We start from the raw sequence: 22,671 nt of genomic DNA on the forward strand, positions 1-22,671 counted from the left end.
GTGGCGTGGGTCACGTCCGCGCGGAAACATATGGAAGCAGATGTCAAGCGCGGCGCCTAGAGTGCCGGTCCGCGGTGTCGACTGTGTACCACTGCGGTAACACGACGGCGGCCCGGCGGCGATGATGGGCCGGTGTCGAGGGGAGCTGTCGTGGAACGGGACGTGGTCGTGGACCCGTCGGGGTTCGAGCCGGAGTCCGGGGAGGTGCCCGCGGACGCGCCGCGGATCGCCGTCGTGGTGTCGCTGTGGTTCCCCGGCATGACCGCGGAGAGCCGGGACCTGATGGCCGAGCTGACCGCCACCGCGTTCACGGCGGTCCGCGACGGCGGTGGCCGGCCGGTGCTCGTCGACAGCAGCGCCGCGGAGCTCCCGGCACCGTCCGATGTGGTCGCCGCGTACGACGGTCTCCTGTTCCTCGGCGGTGGCGACGTCGACCCCGCGCTCTACGGCGTGGACGGCCCGGTCCCGGGTCTCTACGGCGTGTACCGGCCCGCGGACGAGTTCTGCCTCGCGCTGCTGGACGCGGGCATCGGCGAGGACCGGCCGACGCTGGCGATCTGCCGCGGGTCCCAGCTGCTCGCCGTCGCCTCGGGAGGCACGCTGGTCGGGGACCTGGGGCCGGAGAACCCGCATCGCGGCAGGTCCGGCGAGCCGGTGTTCGTCGACGAGGAGGTCGCGCTCGTCCCCGGCTCGCTGATCCACGCCGTCCTCGGCCGCGGCCGGGTGCCCGTGCGCAACGGCCACCACCAGGCCGTCGACCGCCCGGGGCACGGGCTGGTCGTCACGGCGCGCGCCGCCGACGGGGTCGTCGAGGGAACCCAGCGCACCGACCGGCGCTTCGTCGTCGGCCTGCAGTGGCACCCGGAGGAGCCGGCCGCCGATCCCGGCGACCGCGCACGCATCTTCGGGGCCCTGGTGCGTGCCGCGCGGCGCTGAACTCAGCGGTGCAGCAGGCGGAGCAGGTCGTGCGAGCCGGGCAGCGGGGTCAGCCGGAAACCGTCGGGGATCTCGGCGATGCGGTCTCCGGTCAGCAGGCGGCTGGAGTTCCCGACCAGGACGGCGTCGTGGGTGTTCAGCACGGCGGCCGCCCCCGGCACCCGGCGCATGATCGGCATCAGCGCGCGTTCGAGGTCGCTGACCCGGATGTCGGCGCCCGCGGCCCCGATCGGCCGCCCGTGCGCGACGGCCTGCACGGTGAGGGTCACGATGTACTGGTCCACCCCGAGGTAGTCGATGTAGGGGCCGGCGATGCACGGCCGGCCGTCGCGGTACGCGCGGACGAACCACTCGAGCCGCTCGTACTCGTAGAAGCCGGCCGCGGCCGGGTCGGTCCCGAAGCGGTAGCGGTCGATGTCCCCGCCGCTGCCCCGCACCCACCACTCGATCGCGCTCGGCGACGTCGCGTCGGCCGGGCGGGCGAACACCAACCCGGCCCCGTCGGTGCTGCGGTGCTCGCCCAGGAACCGCCCGACGCGCCCGCGCAGCGCCGCGCGGCCGGACTCGGCCAGCCGGGCGACGCCGTCGTCGGGGGTGCTGACCTGCTCGATCAGCGCGGTGAAGTCGCGGTTCATCGCCTCGATCCCGTCGAACACGCAGGCGAACCATCCGGAGAGCTCGACCACGGCGTCATCGGGCTGCGGATCACGGGTCATCTGGTGGACCTCTCCGTCGCGACCGGCTCCCGGCCGAGCGCGATCTTGGCGTCGATCAGACGGTAGACGCAGTCGTGGACGTGCTCGGTCATCAGCCGTTCGGCACGGTGTGCGTTCCCGGCCCGGACGGCCTCGACGATCCCGAGGTGCTCGGCGTGCACCGCACCGGCCACGGTCACGTCGGTGCCGGTGACCGCGCCGGACCAGTACAGCGAGCTGACCTCGCTCTGCAACCGCAGCAGCGACCGCAGCAGCCGCGGCGACTGGGCGAGCACCGCCAGTTCGATGTGGAACCGGCTGTCGGCGGTGGCCCGCTCGGGCGCGGTACGCGCCCGAGGCATCCGCGCGGCGACCTCGGCCAGCCCGTCCACCCCGGACGCGACGGCCCGGGTCGCGGCGAGCCCGGCGACGGCCGACCCGACCGCGACGTACTCGTCGTGCAGGTCGCGCAGATCGACGACGCCGGCCCGGGCCAGCGCGTCGGCGGCCTCCCCATCGGACGGGAACGGCGCCCGCACGACGAAGGTGCCCCCGAACCGGCCGCGGCGGGTCTCCACCAGACCGTGCTCGCGCAAGGTCGCCAGCGCCTTGCGCAGGGTCGCGACGGCGACCCCGAACTGCCGGGCGAGGTCGACCTCGGTCGGCAGCCTCTCCCCGAGCGAGAACACCCCGAGCGCGATCGACGACGCCAGCCGGTCGGCGATGCCGGCGCCGTTCGCGGCCGCACCGTCCTCGGCCAACGCCGGGAGCAGCCCGTTCCGGTCGGACACGGTCCCCCTCCTCGTCGTCGCCGCGCACCGTAGCGCGTTTCGGACACCCGGACGCCGCCGATCGGACTCTTGCGGCGCGAATACCTTCACTCGTAGTTTATTCCTCCCGCGCCACGTCGCCGTCGTGCTCGTCTTCGAGGAAGCAGTCCGATGAACCGAACACCGCACGTGACCGATGCTCCGTACCTCGACATCACCGACCCGTCGTTCTCGATGCACTCCGAGGCGGTGCGGGACGCGCGGGAGCGGTCCTGGTACGCCCGCACGAACTACGGGCTCGCGGTGCTGCGCTACGCCGAGGTCACCGAGCTGCTCCGGCACCCGTCGCTGGTCCAGGGCAGCGCCCGCTGGCCGGACCACCACGGGGTGCACGACGGACCGTTCCACGCCTGGTGGGCGCGCAACCTGCTCGTCCTGGAGGGCGACGAGCACCACCGGATCCGGCGGCTGCTCAACCCCGCTTTCTCCACCCGTAGCGCCCGGCGGCTGGAGCCGGTCTTCACCGAGGTCGCCGAGGAGCTGGTCTCCTCCTTCGCCGGCCGCGGCCACGCCGAGTTCGTGAGCGAGTTCGCGGAGCCGTACGCGACCCGGGCGCTGTGCGCGATGATGGCGCTCCCGCACTCGGACTGGCCGTTCATCGCCGAGCACGCCAACACGATCGGCCTGGCACTGACGGTGTCGGTCCGGGACGACATCGACCGGATCGACGCGGCGGTGCGGGCGCTGCACGACTACGTCGAGACCCTGATCGCGGCACGGGTCGCCGATCCGGGCGAGGACATCGTGTCCCAGCTGGTGCACACCTCGGCCGAGGACGGCGACCGGCTCTCGGCCGCCGAGCTGCGCAACGCGGTGGTGCTGATGCTGTTCGGCGGGATGGACACCACCCGCAACCAGCTCGGGCTGATGCTGCGGACGTTCCTGCGCCTCCCGGACCAGTGGGAGCTGGTCGCGTCCCGCCCGGAGCTGGCCCGGGCCGCGACCGAGGAGGCGCTGCGCGTCGCCCCGACCACGACCTGGGTGACCCGTGAGGCCGCCGAGACCTTCTCCTTCGGCGGGGTGGAGATCACCGAGGGCACCACGGTGCACCTGTTCACCCGCGCCGCGGGCACCGACCCGCGGGCCTACCCCGGCGGCGGCGACGTGGACGTCACCGCCGAGGAGCGCCGCCCGCACCGCACCTTCGGCGGCGGGATCCACCACTGCATCGGCCACCAGATCGCGCGGACCGACCTGGCCGTCGCGCTGCGCGTGCTGACCGGCCGGCTGACCGACGTCCACCCCGCGGGTGGCGACGAGTGGCTGCCCGACTCGGGCAACACCGGCCCGATCCGCTACCCGATCACCTTCACCGCGCGCGCCTGACGAGCCGAGGAGCCGACCATGACGCTGTCCCAGAAGGACGCCCCCGGCGGCGCCGGCCCGACCGTCACCGCCGTTCCGACCGGCGCCGCGGTGGGCTCCGCGGTGGACTCCGGCCCGAACCGGTTCGGCGAGGACCTGCGCACCGCGCTCGGCGACCGGGAGGCCTTCGACCGGCACCGAGCGGCCAATGTGGACTCCCCCGACGTCGGCCGGCTGGAGGAGACCCTCGCCCAGGAGGGCGTCGAGTTCGTCTACTACATGATCCCCACCATCGGCGGCCGCACCGTCGCCAAGGTGGCCCCGGCCGGGCACCTGCGCCGGATGCTGGGCACGGGCATCGCCTTCCACCGCACCGCGCTGACCGACCTGCAGTCCGACCGGTCCGGCTACCTGATCGGCGGCGGTATCGAGGCCCGGGAGTTCTGGGCGCTGCCGCAGCCGGAGACCCTGCAGGTGCTGCCCTGGGACACCACCGTGGCGAGGGTCTTCTGCCGCGCCTACGAGCCCCCGCAGCTGCCGGGCGTCGGCGGACGGATCATGCCCTTCGACACCCGCGCGGTGTGCGAGCTCGCGCACTCCGGCTTCACCGCCCGGACCGGGCTGGAGCTGCGTTCCGGTCTGGAGCCGGAGATGACCTGGGCCGGGCCGGGCATGGAGGTGACGGCGAAGGACGGCCAGAGCCCCGCCTACCAGGTGGAGAACCTCGAACGGATGCGGCCGGTCTACCAGCGGGTGATCCGCTACGCCCGCGCGCTCGGCCTGGACATGATCCAGGGCGACTACGAGGACGACGGCCAGCTGGAGCTGAACTGGCACTACGACCGGGCCGGCCTGACCGCGGACCGGCTGGTGACCTACCGGCAGATCTGCAAGCAGGTCGCCCGCGAGCTCGGCCTGCAGTGCAGCTTCATGCCCAAGCCGACCAACGGGAAGATGGGCAACGGCTGCCACCACAACCTGAGCCTGTGGCGCGGGACCGGCGAGGACGCCGAGAACATCGTCGACGACGGCCGCGTCGAGCTGCACGTCACCGAGCGGGCCCGGCACGCGATCGCCGGGATGCTGGTGCACTCCCCCGGCTCGATGCTGGTCATGGGCTCGACGGTGAACTCCTACAAGCGCTACTGGGACGCCGGCCAGTTCGCCCCGGACGAGCCGACCTGGGGGCTGGACACCCGGGCCGCGGCCGTCCGGATCTCGTCGAACGGGCGGATGGAGTTCCGGCTGCCGGACGCGTCGGTCAACCCGTACCTGTCCCACCTGTACCTGCTGGCGTCCATCGAGGACGGTCTGCGACGAGAGCTCGACGCGGGCAAGCCGGAGACGGCCGGCGGTGACGTGGCGGGCATCCGGCTGCCGCGCACCCTCGGCGAGGCGATCGAGGCCTTCCGCGCCGACGACTACCTGAACGAGGCGATCCCCGAGGCGCTGACCTCGGTGTACCTGGACCTGAAGTCGGACGAGTGGGCGCGGTTCTGCGGCACGATCACCGAGTGGGAGTACAAGCAGTACTGGGAGGCAATCCCGTGAGCGCGCCCCCGCTGCGGCTGGCGTGCATCGACTCCGAGGCGCCGCCGCTGTTCCACCGCAGCCCGGACGGCGCGACCCGCACCGGGTACGAGCCCGACGCGGCGGCGCTGGTCGCGGCGCGGCTGGGCCGGGAGGTCGAGTGGGTGTTCCTGGCCTGGGAGGCGATGCTGCCCGCGGTGCGCGACGGGCGGGCCGACGCCGTCTGGTGCGGCCAGGGCGTCACCCCGGAGCGCGCGGCCCAGGTGGACTTCACGCTCCCCTACGCGATCTTCGACGAGACCCTCGTGGTCCGGGCCGGCGACCCGGCCAGGGGCCCGGACGACCTCGCGGGCTACCGGATCGGCGCGATCTCCGGCTCGGCCAACGAGAAGCTGGCCCGCACCTTCGGCGGCATCGAGCTGGTCGGCTTCGGCAGCAGCGACGACGTGTTCGGCGACATGATCGAGGCGACCCGCAACGGCACGATCGACGGCTTCGTCGACGACGACGTCGTCAACATCCCGCTCACCCGCCGCGACCCGGGGCTGGTCAACGCGTTCGTCGCGCGGACCCGCAACCGGTGGGCGGTGGGCATACGGCCAGGGAACGACGCACTGCGCGGGGCGCTGGACGAGGCGATCGCCGCCGTGACGGCGGACGGCTCGCTCGCCTCGGCGTGGCACCGCTGGATGCCGGATCTCGACTTCCCGCTGGTGCCGGACGACGTCCGGTGAGCGCGCCGCTGATCGGCGTCACCGGGATGTGGTCGAACCGGGTGCACGGCCTGCGGTTCGCCGGCAACGCCGTCGCCGTCGCTGTGCTGCGGTCGATCGCGCGCGCCGGCGGGGAGCCGCACACGCTGTTCGCCGAGAGCCCGCTGGACCCGCGGGAGCGGGTCCGCCGGTGCGACGGGATCGTCGTCCCGGGCGGGGCGGACCTGCTGCCCGCCACGCACGGCGCCGAGCCCGACCCGCGCACCGTGCCGGCCGACCACGCGGGCCAGGACGCGTTCGAGGCCTCGATCGTCCGGGCGGCGATCGCCGAGGGCGTCCCGCTGCTGGCGATCTGCCGCGGGTTCCAGCTGCTCAATGCGATCTCCGGCGGCACGATCGACCAGCACATCGGCGACGAGGGCACGCTGCACCGCAACGGGACCCACGACGTCGAGGTGGCCGCGGGCAGCCGGCTCGCCGGGATCGTCGGGGCCGGACGGATCGCGGTGTCGTCGTACCACCACCAGGCGGTCGACGCCGTCGCCGACGGGCTCGTCGTCACCGCGGTCGCGCCGGACGGCGTCGTGGAGGGGCTGGAGCACCCGGACGCACCGGTCGTCGCGATCCAGTGGCACCCCGAGGACGACGCGGAGCGCGACCCGCGGCACCAGGCGCTGTTCGACTGGGTCGTGGGTACGGCCGTCGGCGTCGGTCCCGAGACCCCGGTCCGGTCCCGCTCCCCGGGCCCGGTCCCGCACCGTCGCTGACCGGTGCGGGGCCGGTGGACCGTGCCCGGCTCGCGCGGCGGTGGTGCTACCTCGGCCCGGCGTTCGTGCGCCGCTTCACCGCACCCCACGCCGCGGTGGCGACGAACAGGACGATCCCGATGACCGCCAGCCAGAGCAGGCCCTTGACCACGAAGCCGAGGACCGCGAGCACCAGCCAGACGACGAGCAGCACACCGATCAGCGCAAGCATGCTCCGACCGTACGCCCGCGCAACGGTCCGGGGCGCGGCTCAGGCCGTGGCGTCGTCGGAGTGCAGGTCCCCGCGTCCGGCTCAGCGGCGGGAGAAAGCGCACCCGCTGCGACGGCCGTCCCCGACGTCCCGAACGCGTCGTCGAGAACCGGTGTGCCGCAGGTCATCCAGGGGTAGAACGGCCGCATGACGCGCACGGATCCGGCACCGGGAGGCGCCGTCCCCGGCCTCGTGCCCCACCCGATCCGTCCGACGCCGCGCCCGCGACCGCCCGGCAAGGGCAACCGCTTCCTCGCGATGCTGCGCACCACCGACCCGAAGGACATCGGCGTCCTCTATCTGGTGACCGCGTTCGGGTTCTTCCTCGCGGGCGGTGCGATGGCGTTGCTGATCCGGGCCGAGCTGGCGCGCCCGGGACTGCAGTTCCTCTCCACCGAGCAGTACAACCAGCTGTTCACCATGCACGGCACGATCATGCTGCTGCTGTACGCGACGCCCATCCTGTTCGGTTTCGCGAACTACATCCTGCCGCTGCAGATCGGCGCACCGGACGTCGCGTTCCCGCGGCTGAACGCGTTCTCCTACTGGCTGTTCCTGTTCGGCGGGCTGATCGTGCTGTCCGGGTTCCTGACCCCGGGCGGCGCCGCCGACTTCGGCTGGTTCGCCTACAGCCCGCTGTCCGACGCGATCCGCTCGCCCGGTCCGGGCGGTGACCTGTGGATCACCGGCCTGGTCATCGCCGGGCTCGGGACGATCCTCGGCGCCGTCAACATGGTCACGACGGTGGTCTGCCTGCGCGCGCCCGGGATGACCATGTTCCGGATGCCGGTCTTCACCTGGATGATCTTCTTCACCGCGATCCTCATCCTCATCGCGTTCCCAGTGCTCACCGCGGCATTGTTCGGGCTGCTGGCCGACCGGCACCTCGGCGCGCACGTGTTCGATCCGGCGAACGGCGGAGTGGTGCTCTGGCAGCACATGTTCTGGTTCTTCGGCCATCCCGAGGTCTACATCGTGGCGCTGCCGTTCTTCGGGATCATGACCGAGATCATCCCGGTGTTCGCCCGGAAGCCGTTGTTCGGCTACAAGGGCATGGTCTTCGCCGGGTTCGCGATCACGGCGCTATCGGTGGTGGTCTGGGCACACCACATGTACGCCACCGGGGCGGTGCTGCTGCCGTTCTTCGCCCTGACCACGTTCCTGATCGCGGTCCCGACCGGGATCAAGTTCGTGAACTGGGTCGGCACGCTCTGGAAGGGGAAGATCACCTTCGAGACCCCGATGCTGTTCGCCGCCGGATTCCTGGTGACGTTCCTGCTCGGCGGCCTCACCGGGGTGCTGCTGGCCGCTCCCCCGATCGACTTCAACCTCTCCGACACCTACTTCGTCGTGGCCCACTTCCACTACGTGCTGTTCGGGACGATCGTGTTCTCGGTGTTCGGCGGGATCTACTTCTGGTTCCCGAAGATGACCGGCCGGATGATGGACGAGCGGCTCGGGAAGATCCATTTCTGGACGATGTTCATCGGCTTCCACATGACGTTCCTGGTGCAGCACTGGCTGGGCGCCGAGGGGATGCCGCGCCGCTACGCCGACTACCTGCCCTCCGACGGGTTCAGCACGCTCAACACGATCTCGACGATCGGCGCGTTCCTGCTCGGTATCTCGACGCTGCCGTTCCTCTACAACGTCTTCCACAGCTACCGGTTCGGCCGGGTGGTCACCGTCGACGACCCGTGGGGTTTCGGCAACTCCCTGGAGTGGGCGACCAGCTGCCCGCCGCCGCGGCACAACTTCACCGAGCTGCCGAAGATCCGGTCCGAGCGCCCCGCGTTCGACCTGCACTACCCGCACATCGCGCAGCGGGCGAAGGCGGAGGCGCACGCCGGCCGGAACATGGTCTACGACGAGGTCGGCCGGGGTCCCGACGACGGCTGATACCCAGGCGGGCTCGGCGCTCAGGTGGGCCCGGCCAGCCCGTCGATCGCCCCCGCGGCGAGCTCCACCTCCGGGCCGAGCGGGTGGTCGGCCACGATCTCGGGCAGCAGCCCGTCCAGCTCGGAGAACGACGCGGCCAGCAGCCGGCCGTGCGGCGCGGTCTCGGCGAGCCGCAGCGCCCGGACGGCGGCGACGAGCTCGCAGGCCAGCACGGTGCGGTAGTTCCCGGCCGCCGCGGCCGTGCTGCGGGCGGCGTGCGGGGTGAAGCTCGCGTGGTCCTCGACGCCCCGCGAGATCACCGAGGTCCCCATCGTCACCGGGCCGGCCGAGTGCCGCAGCCGGCCCAGCGCGTCGTGCGCCACGTACTCGAGGATCATCACGCCCGAGCTGCCGGCCGGGCCGCCGGCCAGGAACGGGGCCAGCCCGGTGTACTCCGGTTCCACCAGGTCGCCGAGGCGGGCCGCGGACAGCTCGGCGACGTGGTGCACCGCGGCGCGCAGGTGGTCCAGCGCCAGGGCGGCGTAGGCGGTGGAGAACTGGCCGTGATGGAACACCCCGCCGGTGGCGACGTCGATCAGCGGGTTCTCGGCGGCCGCGTTCACCTCGATCTGCAGGATCCGGCGCAACTGATCGACGCTGTCCAGCGCCGGGCCGTGCACCTGCGGGAACGCCCGTAGCCCGAACGGGTCCTGGATGCGGCGCCCCGGGCTCAGGTCGCCCTCGTGCCACAGCAGTTGCCGCATCCGCGCGGCCGCGCGTACCGCGCCCGGGTGCGGACGCCGGGCGTGCACCACCTCGGCGAACGCCTCGGGTGACCCGCCGAGCGCGCAGTAGGACAGCGCCGTCACGGTGTGCGCGGCCTGCAGCAGCCGGCCCAGCTCCTCGCCGGCGAGCACGGCCCGGGCCAGCGTGATCGCGTTCGACGACAGGAACGCCAGCGCGTCGCCGGGCGCGAGCGGGATCGGCGGCACGGCCCCGCGGCCCCAGCGCAGGTGCCCGGTCAGCGCCAGGGCGATCTCGGCGAGGCCGGACAGGTCGCCGGTGCCGATCGACCCGCCGTCGTGCACGACGGGCACGGCGTCGCCGAGCAGCGCCGTCTCCAGTGCGGTGACGAACCGCGGGTGGATACCGCTCCCGGCGGCCGCGAGCTGGTTGAGCCGGATCAGCATCGCGGCACGCACGACGTCGTCGTCCAGCGGTTCGCCGACCCCGGCGGCGTGGCTGAGCAGCAGCCGCAGGTCGTGCGTCTCGGCGTCGCTGGTGCCCACGACCGCGTCCCGGTTCGCGCCGACGCCGGTGGTGCGCCCGTAGACGGGGCGGGCCGAGCTCGCCGCGCACGCCGTCTCGTAGGACAGGTGCACGGCCTTCATCGCGTCCGGGGAGACCGTGACCGGCACCCCACCGCGGGCGACGCGCACGACGTCGCCGCAGTTCAGGGTGCTGCCGTCGATGACGAGGGAGTTCGGCCCGGGCGCACCACTGCCGGGCGCGGCTGTGCCGTCCGGTCCGGTCATGCCGTTCCCTCGGGGACCGGGGCCGGTCGGCGCCCGACCGTGTACCGGGCCCCGCCGGCGACGACCTCGCGGACCAGCGGCACCCCCGGCCGGTACGCCAGGTGCACATAGGACGGTGCAGCGAGCCGGACCAGGTCCGCCCGGGCACCGGGGACGATCGCGCCGACGTCGGTGCGACGCAGCGCCGCCGCTCCCCCGGCCGTCGCCGCGTGCAGCGCCTCGGCGGGGCTGAGCCCCATGTGCCGCACCGCGAGCGCGATGCAGAACCCGATGCTGGAGGTGAACGAGCTGCCCGGGTTGCAGTCGGTGGCCAGCGCGATCCGCGCGCCGGCGTCGAGCAGCCGCCGCCCGTCGGCCCACGGGGTGCGGGTGGAGAACTCGACGCCGGGCAGCAGGGTCGCGACGGTCGAGCTGCCGGCGAGGGCCTCGACGTCGGCGTCGGACAGGAACGTGCAGTGGTCGACGGCGGCGGCGTCGAGCTCCACCGCCAGGCGCACCCCGTCGCCCTCGCCGAGCTGCCCGGCGTGCACCCGCACCCCGAGTCCGCGGTCCCGCCCGGCGGTCAGGACGGCGCGGGACTCGTCGGCGTCGAACGCGCCGGACTCGCAGAACACGTCCACCCAGCGGGCGTGCGGCGCGCAGGCGTCGAGCATCGGGCCGCGGACGAGCTCGACGTAGTCGTCTCGGCGGTCGGCGAACTCGGCCGGGACGACGTGCGCGCCGAGGTAGGTGGTCTCCGGTGTGGACCGGGCGGCGATCTCCAGCGCGCGCCGCTCGTCGTCGACGGTCAGGCCGTAGCCGCTCTTGCACTCGAAGGTGGTGATCCCGGCGGCGAGCATCTCGGTGGCGAGCCCGGTGACGCCGGCGGCGAGGGTCTCGTCGTCCGCGGCCCGGGTCGCGGCGACGGTGGTGCGGATACCGCCCGCGGTGTAGCTCCGCCCGCTCGCGCGGGCCGCGAACTCCTCGGCCCGGTGCCCGGCGAACACCAGGTGGGCGTGGCTGTCGACGAAGCCGGGGACCACGGCGTCGCCCTCGCAGTCGACCCGGCGGTCGGCGTCCGGCGCCCGGTCGGCCGGCCCGGCCCAGGCGATCCGGCCGGAGTCGACGACGACGGCGGCGTCGGTCAGCACCCCCAGCTCGGTCCCGTCGCCCTGCGCGGGGTCGTTGGTGACCAGCTGGCCGATCCCGGTGTACAGCGTCGTCATGCGGCGTCCTTTCCGGTCGCGTCGGGGTCCAGCAGCGCCGAGACGGCGGTGGCGAGGAGGCGGGGCAGGTCGGACAGTGTCCGGTGCCGACCCTCCCGGACGACCACCCGGCCGTCGACGATCACGTCGGTGACGTCGGCCGCGCTCGCCGCGAACACGGCGGTCTCCGCGGTCGGCCCGCCGCCGGCGGTGCGCACCGACTCCAGGTCGAGCGCGACCAGGTCGGCGCGGGCGCCGGGGGTGATCGTCCCGGCGTCGGTGTGGCCGAGGGCGCGGTGCCCGTGCCGGGTGGCGCAGGTCAGCAGGGTGTCCGCGGCGAGCACGCCGCGTTCCCGGCGGTGCAGCCGTTCGTCCAGCTCGACCGCGCGGGCCTCCTCGAGCAGGTCGATCACCGCGTGGCTGTCCGAGCCGAGACTGAACGGACCGGCGCCGGGCGGGCCGGCGAGCAGTGCGGGCGCCGGGCCGATGCCGTCGCCCAGGTCGCGTTCGGTGGTCGGGCAGAAGCAGGTCCCGGTGCCGGTGGCGTGCAGGGTCGCGATGTCGGTGCCGGTGAGGTGGGTGGCGTGCACGGCGGTGGTCCGGGGGCCGAGCACGCCGTGGTCACCCAGCAGCTCGACCGGGGTGCGGCCGTGCACCTCGAGGCAGCGGGCGACCTCGGCGGTCTGCTCGGCGACGTGCGCGTGCAGCGGCGCCCGCCGGGCCGCGGCCCATTCGACGACGGCGGGCAGGTGTGCCGTGGGGACCGCGCGCACCGAGTGCACGGCGGCGCCGACCACGATGCCGTCCACACCGGACAGACTGCGGTGCAGCTCGTCCACCCGGGCGGCCCAGGCGTCGCCGGAGCCGTCGGAGAAGCGCGCCTGTGTCCCGACGACCGGGCTGCCGTCCACATCGGAGCTGAGGTAGCAGGTGTCGAGCAGGGTGAGCCGGATCCCGGCGGCGCGGGCGGCGTCGGCGAGCGCGAGCCCCGTCTCGTTCGGCTCGGCGTAGCGGGTCCCGCCGCGGTCGTGGTGCAGGTAGTGGAACTCGCCGACGCAGGTGATGCCGGCCAGCGCCATCTCGCCGAACACCGCGATGGCGAGCTCCCGGTAGCTGTCCGGGGTCAGCCGGTCCGCGGCCCGGTACATCAGGTCCCGCCAGGTCCAGAACGAGCCGCGGTCGCGCTGGGTGCGGGCGCGCAGCGCCCGGTGGAAGGCGTGCGAGTGCGCGTTCGCCAGGCCGGGGACGACGAGGCCGCGCAGCACCGGGACCCCCGCGGGGCGGGCGGTGCCGGGCTCGACCCGGGTGAACCGGCCGTCGTCGACGGTGACGAGCACGTCGTGCTCGACGGTGCCGGTGCCGGTCCAGACGTGCGCGCACCACCACGAGCTCGCCCCGCTCACGGCGCGATCCCGTCGCGCAGGACCGCGGTGAGCGCGTCGACGCCGGCCAGGCAGTCGTCCCGCTCGGCGTGCTCGTGCGGCGAGTGCGAGACCCCGGTCGGGTTGCGCACGAACAGCATCGCGGTGGGGACCTCGGGGGCCAGGACGCCGGCGTCATGGCCCGCGGCGGTCGGGAGCACCGGCAGGTCCGGCCCGAGCACCGCGCGGATCCGGTCCCGCGGCCCGTCCGGGAACTCGACGATCGGCGACAGCGACTCGGAGCCGATCTCGACCGCGGTCCCCTCGGCGGCGGCGTGCCGGGCGGCGTCGGCGAACAGGTCCGCGGTGAGCGCGTCGAGCACGGCGCCGGACGGGGCGCGCGCGTCCAGGGTGGCGATCACCGCGGAGGCGATGGCGTTCGCGCCGTTCGGGGCGACCGCGACCTTGCCGAACGTCGCGACCGCGCCGTGCTGGGCGGCCCGCTCGCGCGCCGCGGCGACGGTCGCGGCGTAGGGCAGCATCGGGTCGTGCCGGTCGGCGAGGCGCGTCGCGCCGGCGTGGTTCGCCTCGCCGGTGAAGCTCAGCCGCCACCGGCCGTGCGGCCAGATCGACGACGCCACCGCGACCGGCGCGCCGAGCCGGTCCAGCGCGCGGCCCTGCTCGACGTGCAGCTCGACGAACAACCCGACCCGCGACGCCAGCGTCTCGTCGCGGCCCAGCCCGGCCGGGTCGATCCCGGTGCCGGTGAGCACCTCGGCCAGGGTGCGCCCGTCGGCGTCGCGCAGCCCGCGGGCCCGGTCCGGATCCAGCGCGCCGGTGGACAGCTGCGACCCGGTACAGGCGACGCCGAAGCGGGCACCCTCCTCGTCGACGAACGCGACGACGCCGAGCGGGCGGCGCGGCCGGACCCCCTCGGCGCGCAGCGCGTCGACCGCGGCGAACGACGAGACGACCCCGAGCGGCCCGTCGAACGCGCCGCCGTCGGGCACCGAGTCCAGGTGCGACCCGGTGACGACGGCGTCGACCGGGTCCCCCGACCACCCGGACGGCAGCCACCAGGCCCACAGATTGCCGTTGCGGTCGCGCTCGACGTCCATCCCGCGGGCCGTCGCGGCGCCGGTGAACCACTCGCGCAGGGTCAGGTCGGCGTCGTTCCAGGCGTAGCGCCGGTAGCCGCCGGTGCCGGGGTGCCGGCCGACGGCCGCGAGGTCGGCCCAGAGCCCGTCGAAGCTGCTCACTCGGCGCCGGACCGCATCGGGATCCGCACACCCCGCTCGTCGGCCACCGCGGCCGCGTGCGGGTAGCCGGCGTCGACGTGCCGCATCACCCCGGTGGCGGGGTCGTTGGTCAGCACCCGCTCCAGCTTCGCCGCGGCGAGCGCGGTGCCGTCGGCGACGCAGACCTGCCCGGCGTGCTGGGAGCGGCCGATGCCGACCCCACCGCCGTGGTGCAGCGACACCCAGGTCGCCCCCGACGCGGTGTTGACCAGCGCGTTCAGCAGCGGCCAGTCGGCGATCGCGTCCGAGCCGTCGAGCATGGCCTCGGTCTCCCGGTACGGCGAGGCGACCGAGCCGGAGTCGAGGTGGTCGCGGCCGATCACGATCGGCGCGCTCAGCTCACCGGAGGCCACCATCTCGTTGAACCGCAGGCCCGCCCGGTGGCGCTCGCCGTAGCCGAGCCAGCAGATCCGGGCCGGCAGCCCCTCGAACGCGACCCGCTCCCCCGCCATCGTGATCCACCGGCGCAGGGACTCGTTCTCCGGGAAGAGCTCGAGGATCGCGCGGTCGGTGGCTGCGATGTCGGCCGGGTCGCCGGACAGTGCGGCCCAGCGGAACGGGCCGCGCCCGGACTCGAACTGCGGCCGGATGTAGGCGGGCACGAAGCCGGGGAAGTCGAACGCTCGCTTGTAGCCGCCGCGGCGGGCCTCGTCGCGGATCGAGTTGCCGTAGTCGAACACCTCGGCGCCGGCGTCGGCGAACCCGACCATCGCCTCGACGTGCGCGGCCATCGCGGCCCGGGCCCGGGTGGTGACGCCGTCGGGGTCGGCCGCGGCGGCGGCGCGCAGGTCGGCGACCTCCATCCCGACCGGGAGGTACGCGAGGGGGTCGTGGGCGGAGGTCTGGTCGGTGACGACGTCGATCGGCGCCCCGCGGCGCAGCAGCTCGGGGACGACCTCGGCGGCGTTGCCGAGCACCCCGATGGACAGCGGCCGGCGGGCGTCGCGCGCGGTGACGGCGCGGCGCAGGGCGTCGTCCAGGTCATCGGCCCGCACGTCGAGGTAGCGGTGCGCGATCCGGCGCTCGATCCGGGTGGGGTCGGCCTCGATGCAGAGCGCGACGCCGTCGTTCATGGTGACGGCGAGCGGCTGGGCGCCGCCCATCCCGCCGAGTCCGGAGGTCAGGGTGATGGTGCCGGCCAGCGAGCCGCCGAACCGCGTGCGGGCGACGGCGGCGAAGGTCTCGTAGGTGCCCTGCAGGATCCCCTGGGTGCCGATGTAGATCCACGAGCCGGCGGTCATCTGCCCGTACATGGTGAGCCCGGCGGCCTCGAGCTTGCGGAACTGGGTCCAGTCGGCCCAGTCGCCGACCAGGTTCGAGTTGGCGATCAGCACCCGGGGCGCCCACTCGTGGGTGCGCAGCACGCCGACCGGCTTGCCGGACTGGACGAGCAGGGTCTCGTCGTCGGCGAGGTCGCGCAGGCACGTCACGATCGCGTCGAACGCCGGCCAGCTGCGGGCGGCGCGCCCGGTACCGCCGTAGACGACGAGGTCCTCCGGGTGCTCGGCGACCTCGGGGTCGAGGTTGTTCATCAGCATCCGGAGCGCGGCCTCCTGCTGCCAGCCGCGGCAGGAGATCTCGGTGCCGCGCGGGGCGCGCACGGCGGGGCGGGCCGGTGAGGGCGTCATCGGGTCTCCAGGGTCGGAGGAACGTGCGTGCGTCGAGTGCAGCCCATCAGCACCGCCGGGCACAGGCCCGCAGCACTAAGGTCGTCTCGGATCCGAGACGTACGCGACGGGAGGTCCCCCGTGAGCAGCACCTCCCCCGCCGTCGGCCGGGCGCTGGACGTGCTCCGCTACCTGGCGGGGCGCCCCGGCCCGGTGCCCGGCGCCGCACTCGTCCGGGATCTCGCGATCCCGCGGTCGTCGGCCTACCACCTGCTGGAGGTGCTGACCGAGCGCGGCTTCGTCGTGCACTACCCCGACCAGCGCACCTACGGGCTCGGTGTCGCGGCGTTCGAGGTCGGCAGCGCCTACCTGCGGCACGGGTCACTGGAGCAGCTCGGCCGTCCGCTGGCCCGGCGCCTCGCCGCCCGGACCGGCGAGATCGCTCACCTCGGCATCCTGCACGGGCCGGACACCCTCTACCTGGTCAAGGAACGTCCCCGGCGCCAGGCGTTCCCGGTCTCGCTGGTCACCGAGGTCGGAGTCCGGCTGCCCGCGTCGCTGACCGCGAACGGCCGGTCGCTGCTCGCGCACCTCGGGCCCGCCCAGCTGCGCGCGCTGTTCCCGGCGCCGTCGGCACTCGTGAGGCGCACCGGCACCGGCCCGGCGTCGCTCGGGGAGCTCCGCACGCTGCTCGCGGCCGAGCGCGACCGCGGTTGGGCACTGGAGGACGGGATGATCACCGAGGGGATGCAGTCGATCGGCGCGTGCGCGTTCGACCACCACGGGAGCCCGGTCGCGGCGTTCAGCGTGACCCGGCGGCGGGACCGGTCGACGGAGGGCGCCGACGAGGTCGCCGCCGCGGTCCGGGCTGCCGCGCAGGTGCTGACCGGACGGCTGTCCGGGGTCGCGCCGCCCGGCTGGTTCACGACCTCCAGATAGCCCGGCACACCGGGCCGCAGCGCGCACCTCACACCCCCTGGACGCATCTCGCACCCGTCGCGGCGGGTGTGAGGTGGAGCCAGGGGGTGTGAGGTGCGTCGGAGCCGGGGTCGATCAGTCCCGGGCGAAGCCCCGGTAGCCGTCCGCGGCGACGCCGTCGCAGATCTCCCGGTAGGCCCCCACCCCGCCGGCGAACGGCATGAAGATCCGCGTCTTGCCCGGGACGTTGGCGCCCATGTACCAGGACGCGGCGCGCGGCATCAGCGTCATGTCCGCGATCTCATTGACCTGCGCCACCCAGGCGTCCTCGGCCTCGACCGTCGGTGCGAACCGGGACACGCCGTCGGCGACGAGGTGGTCGATGCACGCCACGATCCAGTCGACGTGCTGCTCGATGGACACCACCATGTTGCTGAGCACCGACGGGCTGCCCGGGCCGGTGACCATGAACAGGTTCGGGAAACCGGCGCTGGCCAGTCCCAGGTACGCGCGCGGACCGGCCGACCACTTGTCCCGCAACGACCCGCCGGGGCCGGTGATCGCGATCCGGTCGAGCGGGCCGGTGATCGCGTCGAACCCGGTGGCGAGCACGACGACGTCGAGCGGCACCTCCCGTCCGCCGACGACGATGCCGTCGGCGGTGAACCGCTCGATCGGGCTCTCCCGCAGGTCGACGAGCGCGACGTTCGCCCGGTTGTAGGTGGTGTAGTAGTCGGTGTCGACGCAGATCCGCTTCGTGCCGATGGGGTGGTCGTGCGGGCTGAGCACCCGCGCGGTCTCCGGATCGTCCACGATGTCCTGGATCCGGTCCCGCACGTAGTCGGCGACGACGTCGTTGGCCTTCTCGTCGACCGCGATGTCGGTGTAGGCGGTCATGAACCCGGCTCCGCCGAACTCCCACCGGCGGTCCAGCTCCGCGCGCACCGCACCCGGATCGGCGCCGACCAGGGCCTCGTCGCCCGCGTTCCAGAGCGCGCCCGCCGGCGAGCGACGGGCCTGCTCCCACAGGTCCGGGGTGTCGCGCCGTTCCGACTCGTGCTCGCCGGGCTCCAGCGGCCGGTTCCGCGCGGGCAGCGAGAAGTTGGCCGTGCGCTGGAAGACGGTCAGGTGCCCGGCCTGCTCGGCCAGCACCGGGATCGCCTGGATCCCGGACGACCCGGTGCCGATCACGCCGACCCGCAGGCCGGACACGTCGACCTCCTCGGCCGGCCAGTGCCCGGTGTGCAGGACCCGGCCGGCGAACCCGTCCAGGCCGGGGAACCGCGGGTCCTGCGCGGCCGACAGGCAGCCGACGGCGGTGACGACGTAGCGGGCGGTGACCTCGGCGCCGTCGCCGGTGCGGACCCGCCAGGTGTCGGTGGCCTCGTCGAACTCGGCGCTCTCGACCGTCGTGCCGAGGCTGATGTCGCGGCGCAGGTCGAACCGGTCGGCGACGTGCTGCAGGTAGGCGAGCAGCTCGGGCTGGGACGGGTAGCGCTCCTCCCACCGCCACTCGGCCTCGAGCCCGGGGTCGAACGAGTAGGCGTAGAACAGGCTCGGGGTGTCGCAGCGCGCGCCCGGGTAGCGGTTCCAGAACCAGGTGCCACCCACGTCGGAGCCGCGCTCGAACACGTGGGTGCGCAGGCCGCGGCCGCGCAGGCTGTGCAGCAGGTGCAGGCCGGCGAACCCGGCCCCGATGACGACGACGTCGTGGTCGGTCACAGGGTCACCCCCGCACGGGCGCGCAGCAGCCGCCCCAGCGCCGCGGTCTTCTCCGCGACCATCCGCTCGGCGACGGCAGCGCCCGCCACCATCTCGGCGCCGTGGAACGTGCCGGGGAACAGGTGCAGCTCGGTGGGCACGCCGGCCTGCACCAGGCGGGAGGCGTAGGCCATCCCCTCGTCGCGGAGCGGGTCGAACTCGCACACCGAGACGTAGGCGGGTGGGAGTCCGGTCAGGTCCTCGGCGACGGCCGGCGAGGCATACGCCGGGACGGGATCGGTGTCGCCGAGGTAGTAGGCCCAGCTGCGATGGGCGTCGGTCCGCGTCCAGATGGGGGTGTCGTCGTAGGCCGTCATGGACGGTGTGTCCAGCCGGTGGTCCAGCTCCGGGATGCTGAGGCACAGACCGGCCAGCGTGGGGCCGCCGTGGTCGCGGACGCGCAGGGTCAGCGCCGCGGCCAGACCGCCACCGGCGCTCTGCCCGGCGACGGCGATCCGGTCGGCGTCGACGCCGTATGCGCCGCCGGCCAGGAACTCGAGGACGGCGTGCACGTCGTCCAGCGCGGCGGGATACGGGTGGTCCGGGGCGAGCCGGTAGTCGACCGACACCACGACCGCGCCGAGCTCGGCGGCGAACCGCCGGGCGTCGCCGGCCTCCAGGTCGACGCTGCCGGCGACGAAGGCCCCGCCGTGCAGGTGGATCACCGCGGGCGCGCCGGGCGCGTCGTCCGCGGGCCGGAAGACCCGGCAGCGGACGGTCCGGTCCGGACCGGTGGCGGGGACGTGCACCTCCTCGTCGAGAAGGCCGGGGGCGTCGGGCAGGGGCGGTGCCTGCCGTTCGAACTCGCGGGTCTGCTCCCGCGCGGCGGGGACGTCCGCGATGTCGAACCTCGGCATCAGCGGCGCCACGGGCGCGAGATCGGGGTCGAAGGCGTAGACCATGGGAACCTCGTCGTTCTCGGTGGGAGATCCAGTGTGAGATCGCCCACCTACCCCGGGCACCCTGCACGTGGTGGCGGTTCCGGCCCGATCCGCGCCGGATGGCGGGCTCAGCCGAGCGGGGCCGAGCCGCGGATCCGCTGCAGCATCAGCCCCACCATCAGGCGGGACCGGCCGTACCCCTCGGTGAGGTCGAACCCGAGCACCTGCTCGGCGCGGGCCACCTTCTGCGCGACCGAGGTGTGGTGCAGGTGGACGACCGCGGCCGCCTTGCGGAGCGACTCGTTGGCGGCGACCGCGACCAGCGTCCGGATCATGTCGGCCCCGCCGGGTTCGGCGGCGAGCTCGTCGAGCCGGCGGACGTCGTCGACGTCGGCGATGTCGGCGCCGGTGACCAGCCGCGGCAGCAGCGCGTACCCGCCGAGCAGCTCGGCGCGCACGATCACGCCCTCGTCCTCGGGGTACGGCGGCAGCGGATGGCGGCACGGCAGCGCGAAGCGCAGGGCGGCCCGCGCCTCCCGCCAGGCCCGGGGCAGCTCGGCGGCGGTCCCGGGCGGGCCGACGCCGACCCGGGCCCCGACCGGGACCGGGAACTGGTCCGGCACCGGGCGGGGGCAGAGCAGCAGGTCGACCGGTCCCAGCGCCGTCGCCCGCACTCCCCGGGCCGGTCCACCCAGGACGGCGACGATCCCGGCCGTGGAGCGTGGCGGGCCGTGCACCGCCATGATCGTCACCGGCGTCGAGTGGGCGAGGCCCAGTGCGTCCAGTGCGCGGGACCGCTCGAGATCGCCGACCGTGTCGTCCACGCAGAGCTGCAGCAGTCCGGGGTCGCCGAGCCGCGGGTGACCCGCGCGCGTCGCGATCGCGACGGTGCAGGCGATGGCGAGCCGCTCCAGCAGCACGGCGTCGAGCGGGCGGGCGCCGCCGGGACGGTCCAGCCAGACCACGCCGCCCGACCGCAGCGGCCGGACCGCGGCAACCGGAGGGACCCCACCGTGCCCGGCGCCGGCCGGACCGCCGGCGACGAGCGGACCGAGACCATCGTGATCCAGGCCGGCCGGGCACTCGGCGAGCTCGGCGGCCCGTCGCAGCACGACGTCGACGGGCGCCTGGTTCTCGATCAGCACGTCGAACTCCGCGACGAGCGCAGCGGCCGCCGCGCCGGGCACCGACGACGGAGTCGTCGCACCCGACACCGACGCCGGCGGCGTCACATCGTCCTCCGACAGCGGCGGCGGCACATCGGCAGCCGGTCCGGCGCGGTCCCGGGCCGACAGGGTCATGGTGTGGTCCGGTCGACCGGGGCCTCGCCGCCGGAGGTGGTGACGCCCAACGCCGCCCGGACCTGCATCTCCTCGAAGGACGACTGGTCGTCGCGGTGCCTGCGGCCACCGAGCACCGAGCCGAGCCAGCAGCCCAGGAACCCGATCGGTACCGAGGCGAGCGAGGGGTAGGTGAGCGGGAAGAGCGCACCGTCGCCGAGGACCTGCGGACCCACCAGGATGAGCAGCACCGCGCTGCCGACACCGCTCGCGATCCCCCAGATCACGCCGGCGGAGGTGAGCCGCTTCCAGAACAGCAGCAGGACCAGCACCGGGATGTTCGCGCTCGCGGCCACGACGACGGCCAGCACCCCGAGGACGGAGATGTTGGTGTTCTGGGCGCCCAGCGACACCGCGATCGCGACGAGCGAGACGGCGACCGAGGCGGCCCGCCCGGCGACCACCTGCTCCCGTTCGGTCGCCCGCCCGCGGCGCAGGATCGAGCTGTACAGGTCGTGCGCGAGCGCGCCCGATCCCGCGATGACCAGGCCGGACACGGTCGCGAGGATCACGGCGAAGGCGACCGCGGCGACGAGCGCGAACAGCACCGGCCCGCCGAGCAGGTCGGACACCTGCAGGGTCGCGAGGTTCCCGGAGGCCGCTGCGTCGGTGATCGCCTCCTGGCCGAGCAGCGCCACCGCGCCGTAGCCGATGACCGGGACGGCGGCGAACGAGAGGCCGATCCAGACCAGGGCGTAGTTCATCGAGCGGCGGGCCTCGCGACCGTCCGGGACGGTGAGGAACCGGATCAGGATGTGCGGCAGCGCGGCGGTCCCGAGACCGACCGCGATCGCCAGGGACAGCAGGTCCAACCCCGGGAGCAGACCGCTCGGCGAGGTGAACAGGTCCTTCGCGCCCGAGTCGGCGGCCGCGGCGAACATCGCCATCGGGTCGAAGCCGAACCGGGCGAGGATCAGCACCACGAGCAGCGCCATGCAGCCGAGCAGCATGACCGCCTGGACGATCTGGATCCACGTCGTCGCGAGCATGCCGCCGATGGCGATGTAGGCGGTCATCAGGACGCCGACCACGAGCACGGCGACCGCGTAGTCGACCCCGAGGAGCAGGCTGATCAGCGCTCCCGCCGCGACCAGTTGCGCGATCATGTAGAAGATCGTGACGAGCAGCGAGTTCACCGCCATGGAGGCGCGGACGCCACGGGACCGGAACCGGCCCGCGACGACGTCGGCCATCGTGAACCGACCCAGGTTGCGCAGCGGTTCGGCCAGGACGGTCAGCAGGATGACGAACGCGACGAACGGCCCGACGATGTAGAAGTAGGACGACACGCCCTGGGTCGCGAACAGGCCGACCGTCCCGAGGAACGCGGCCGCCGAGACGAGGTCCCCGGTGATCGCGAGTCCGTTCTGGGATCCGGTCAGCCGGCCACCGGCGACGTAGTGGTCACCGGCCCCGGTGTTGCGCCGGCCGGCCCAGAACGTGATACCGAGGGTGAGCGCGATGACGCCGGCGAACACCGCGAGGGTCAGCGGCGAGGCGTTCACGAGGTGCTCCGCACCGCGCGCAGCACCTCGGCGCGTTCCTCGTCCCACTGTTCGGCCCGGCGGCGGTAGAGCACGGCGCAGACCCCCACCAGCGGGAAGCCCAGGGTCAGCAGCAGGAAGAGCCAGGTCAGCGGCCCCACGACCGGCGCATCGAGCACGTCACTGAATCCGGACAGCGCGGTGACCAGCATGAATCCGCCGAAGCTGACCAGGCAGAGCGGCAGGGCGAACCGGAGTCGCCTGCGGGTCATGGCCTGCGCGGCGGCGACCAGGTCCGGGACGTGCGGCGGGGACTCGGAACGACCTGACTGGACCATGCGGCGTCCTCCTGTAGGCGTCGTTGCCTCGGCGCACCCGGGTGGGGTGCGGGTCGCACC

General features: G+C 74.0%; 20 protein-coding genes. 7 read left to right on the forward strand and 13 right to left on the reverse strand.

The features are described 5' to 3' along the window. Window positions 1-150: 150 nt before the first annotated feature. Window positions 151-936 (forward strand): gamma-glutamyl-gamma-aminobutyrate hydrolase family protein, encoded by a 786-nt coding sequence (locus WIS52_RS03895; protein ID WP_349296675.1) that lies wholly within the window; start codon window positions 151-153, stop codon window positions 934-936. 2 nt (window positions 937-938) lie between these two features. Here WIS52_RS03895 and WIS52_RS03900 read toward each other — a convergent pair whose 3' ends face one another. Both WIS52_RS03900 and WIS52_RS03905 read right to left on the reverse strand, forming a co-directional pair. Then, window positions 939-1,652: a cache domain-containing protein gene (locus tag WIS52_RS03900; RefSeq protein ID WP_349296676.1), complete on the reverse strand. Its 714-nt coding sequence runs from the start codon at window positions 1,650-1,652 to the stop codon at window positions 939-941. Continuing rightward, the gene (locus tag WIS52_RS03905; RefSeq protein ID WP_349296677.1) at window positions 1,649-2,422 is read right to left on the reverse strand and encodes a FadR/GntR family transcriptional regulator; all 774 of its coding nucleotides are present in this window, start codon (window positions 2,420-2,422) and stop codon (window positions 1,649-1,651) included. The genes WIS52_RS03900 and WIS52_RS03905 overlap by 4 nt, the downstream gene beginning before the upstream one ends. Before the next feature lie 150 nt (window positions 2,423-2,572). Between WIS52_RS03905 and WIS52_RS03910 the strand changes: the two genes are divergently transcribed. The 4 genes from WIS52_RS03910 to WIS52_RS03925 are packed head-to-tail and all read left to right on the forward strand — an operon-like array spanning window position 2,573 to window position 6,776. Continuing rightward, the gene (locus WIS52_RS03910; protein ID WP_349296678.1) at window positions 2,573-3,787 is read left to right on the forward strand and encodes a cytochrome P450; all 1,215 of its coding nucleotides are present in this window, start codon (window positions 2,573-2,575) and stop codon (window positions 3,785-3,787) included. 18 nt (window positions 3,788-3,805) lie between these two features. Next, window positions 3,806-5,317, forward strand: a complete 1,512-nt coding sequence (locus WIS52_RS03915; protein WP_349296679.1) for a glutamine synthetase family protein — start codon at window positions 3,806-3,808, stop codon at window positions 5,315-5,317. After that, window positions 5,314-6,030 carry a substrate-binding periplasmic protein gene (locus WIS52_RS03920; RefSeq protein ID WP_349296680.1) on the forward strand — a complete coding sequence of 239 codons (717 nt, stop codon included), beginning with the start codon at window positions 5,314-5,316 and terminating at the stop codon, window positions 6,028-6,030. Before WIS52_RS03915 ends, WIS52_RS03920 begins: the two co-directional genes overlap by 4 nt. After that, a complete protein-coding gene (locus WIS52_RS03925; RefSeq protein ID WP_349296681.1) occupies window positions 6,027-6,776 on the forward strand; it encodes a gamma-glutamyl-gamma-aminobutyrate hydrolase family protein in 750 nt (249 codons plus the stop codon). Before WIS52_RS03920 ends, WIS52_RS03925 begins: the two co-directional genes overlap by 4 nt. A 46-nt stretch (window positions 6,777-6,822) precedes the next feature. Here the strand turns inward: WIS52_RS03925 and WIS52_RS03930 are convergent, their stop codons facing one another. Beyond that, window positions 6,823-6,987, reverse strand: a complete 165-nt coding sequence (locus WIS52_RS03930; RefSeq protein WP_349296682.1) for a hypothetical protein — start codon at window positions 6,985-6,987, stop codon at window positions 6,823-6,825. Window positions 6,988-7,173: 186 nt separating this feature from the next. On the opposite strand from WIS52_RS03930, the gene ctaD reads away from it, so the two are divergent. Further along, the gene (gene ctaD, locus WIS52_RS03935; protein ID WP_379610057.1) at window positions 7,174-8,925 is read left to right on the forward strand and encodes an aa3-type cytochrome oxidase subunit I; all 1,752 of its coding nucleotides are present in this window, start codon (window positions 7,174-7,176) and stop codon (window positions 8,923-8,925) included. 20 nt (window positions 8,926-8,945) lie between these two features. Here ctaD and WIS52_RS03940 read toward each other — a convergent pair whose 3' ends face one another. From WIS52_RS03940 to hutU, 5 genes are read right to left on the reverse strand one after another with little or no spacing between them, the layout of a single operon-like run. Beyond that, a complete protein-coding gene (locus WIS52_RS03940) occupies window positions 8,946-10,439 on the reverse strand; it encodes an aromatic amino acid ammonia-lyase (RefSeq protein WP_349296683.1) in 1,494 nt (497 codons plus the stop codon). Beyond that, window positions 10,436-11,644, reverse strand: a complete 1,209-nt coding sequence (gene hutI, locus WIS52_RS03945) for an imidazolonepropionase (protein WP_349296684.1) — start codon at window positions 11,642-11,644, stop codon at window positions 10,436-10,438. Before hutI ends, WIS52_RS03940 begins: the two co-directional genes overlap by 4 nt. After that, entirely contained in the window at window positions 11,641-13,026 is a 1,386-nt protein-coding gene (locus WIS52_RS03950) for a formimidoylglutamate deiminase (protein WP_349296685.1), read from the reverse strand. Before WIS52_RS03950 ends, hutI begins: the two co-directional genes overlap by 4 nt. Next, complete coding sequence (locus tag WIS52_RS03955) at window positions 13,023-14,243, reverse strand: allantoate amidohydrolase (protein WP_349296686.1); 1,221 nt, start codon at window positions 14,241-14,243, stop codon at window positions 13,023-13,025. The genes WIS52_RS03950 and WIS52_RS03955 overlap by 4 nt, the downstream gene beginning before the upstream one ends. Further along, window positions 14,240-15,910 (reverse strand): urocanate hydratase, encoded by a 1,671-nt coding sequence (gene hutU, locus WIS52_RS03960; RefSeq protein WP_349296687.1) that lies wholly within the window; start codon window positions 15,908-15,910, stop codon window positions 14,240-14,242. Before hutU ends, WIS52_RS03955 begins: the two co-directional genes overlap by 4 nt. 120 nt (window positions 15,911-16,030) lie before the next feature. Here hutU and WIS52_RS03965 point away from each other — a divergent pair, with 120 nt between their 5' ends. Then, window positions 16,031-16,828 carry an IclR family transcriptional regulator gene (locus WIS52_RS03965; RefSeq protein ID WP_349296688.1) on the forward strand — a complete coding sequence of 266 codons (798 nt, stop codon included), beginning with the start codon at window positions 16,031-16,033 and terminating at the stop codon, window positions 16,826-16,828. Window positions 16,829-16,942: 114 nt separating this feature from the next. Here the strand turns inward: WIS52_RS03965 and WIS52_RS03970 are convergent, their stop codons facing one another. From WIS52_RS03970 to WIS52_RS03990, 5 genes are all read right to left on the reverse strand, one after another. Then, complete coding sequence (locus tag WIS52_RS03970; protein WP_349296689.1) at window positions 16,943-18,529, reverse strand: flavin-containing monooxygenase; 1,587 nt, start codon at window positions 18,527-18,529, stop codon at window positions 16,943-16,945. Further along, entirely contained in the window at window positions 18,526-19,470 is a 945-nt protein-coding gene (locus WIS52_RS03975; protein WP_349296690.1) for an alpha/beta hydrolase, read from the reverse strand. The genes WIS52_RS03970 and WIS52_RS03975 overlap by 4 nt, the downstream gene beginning before the upstream one ends. A gap of 107 nt (window positions 19,471-19,577) precedes the next feature. After that, a complete protein-coding gene (locus WIS52_RS03980; protein ID WP_349296691.1) occupies window positions 19,578-20,750 on the reverse strand; it encodes a helix-turn-helix domain-containing protein in 1,173 nt (390 codons plus the stop codon). Beyond that, window positions 20,747-22,294 (reverse strand): solute symporter family protein, encoded by a 1,548-nt coding sequence (locus WIS52_RS03985; protein ID WP_349296692.1) that lies wholly within the window; start codon window positions 22,292-22,294, stop codon window positions 20,747-20,749. Before WIS52_RS03985 ends, WIS52_RS03980 begins: the two co-directional genes overlap by 4 nt. Beyond that, window positions 22,291-22,611, reverse strand: coding sequence for a DUF485 domain-containing protein (locus WIS52_RS03990; protein ID WP_349296693.1), 321 nt, complete (start codon window positions 22,609-22,611; stop codon window positions 22,291-22,293). The genes WIS52_RS03985 and WIS52_RS03990 overlap by 4 nt, the downstream gene beginning before the upstream one ends. Between the last annotated feature and the right edge of the window lie 60 nt (window positions 22,612-22,671).

Source organism: Pseudonocardia nematodicida, from assembly GCF_040105385.1.
Taxonomy (GTDB): Bacteria; Actinomycetota; Actinomycetes; order Mycobacteriales; family Pseudonocardiaceae; genus Pseudonocardia; species Pseudonocardia nematodicida.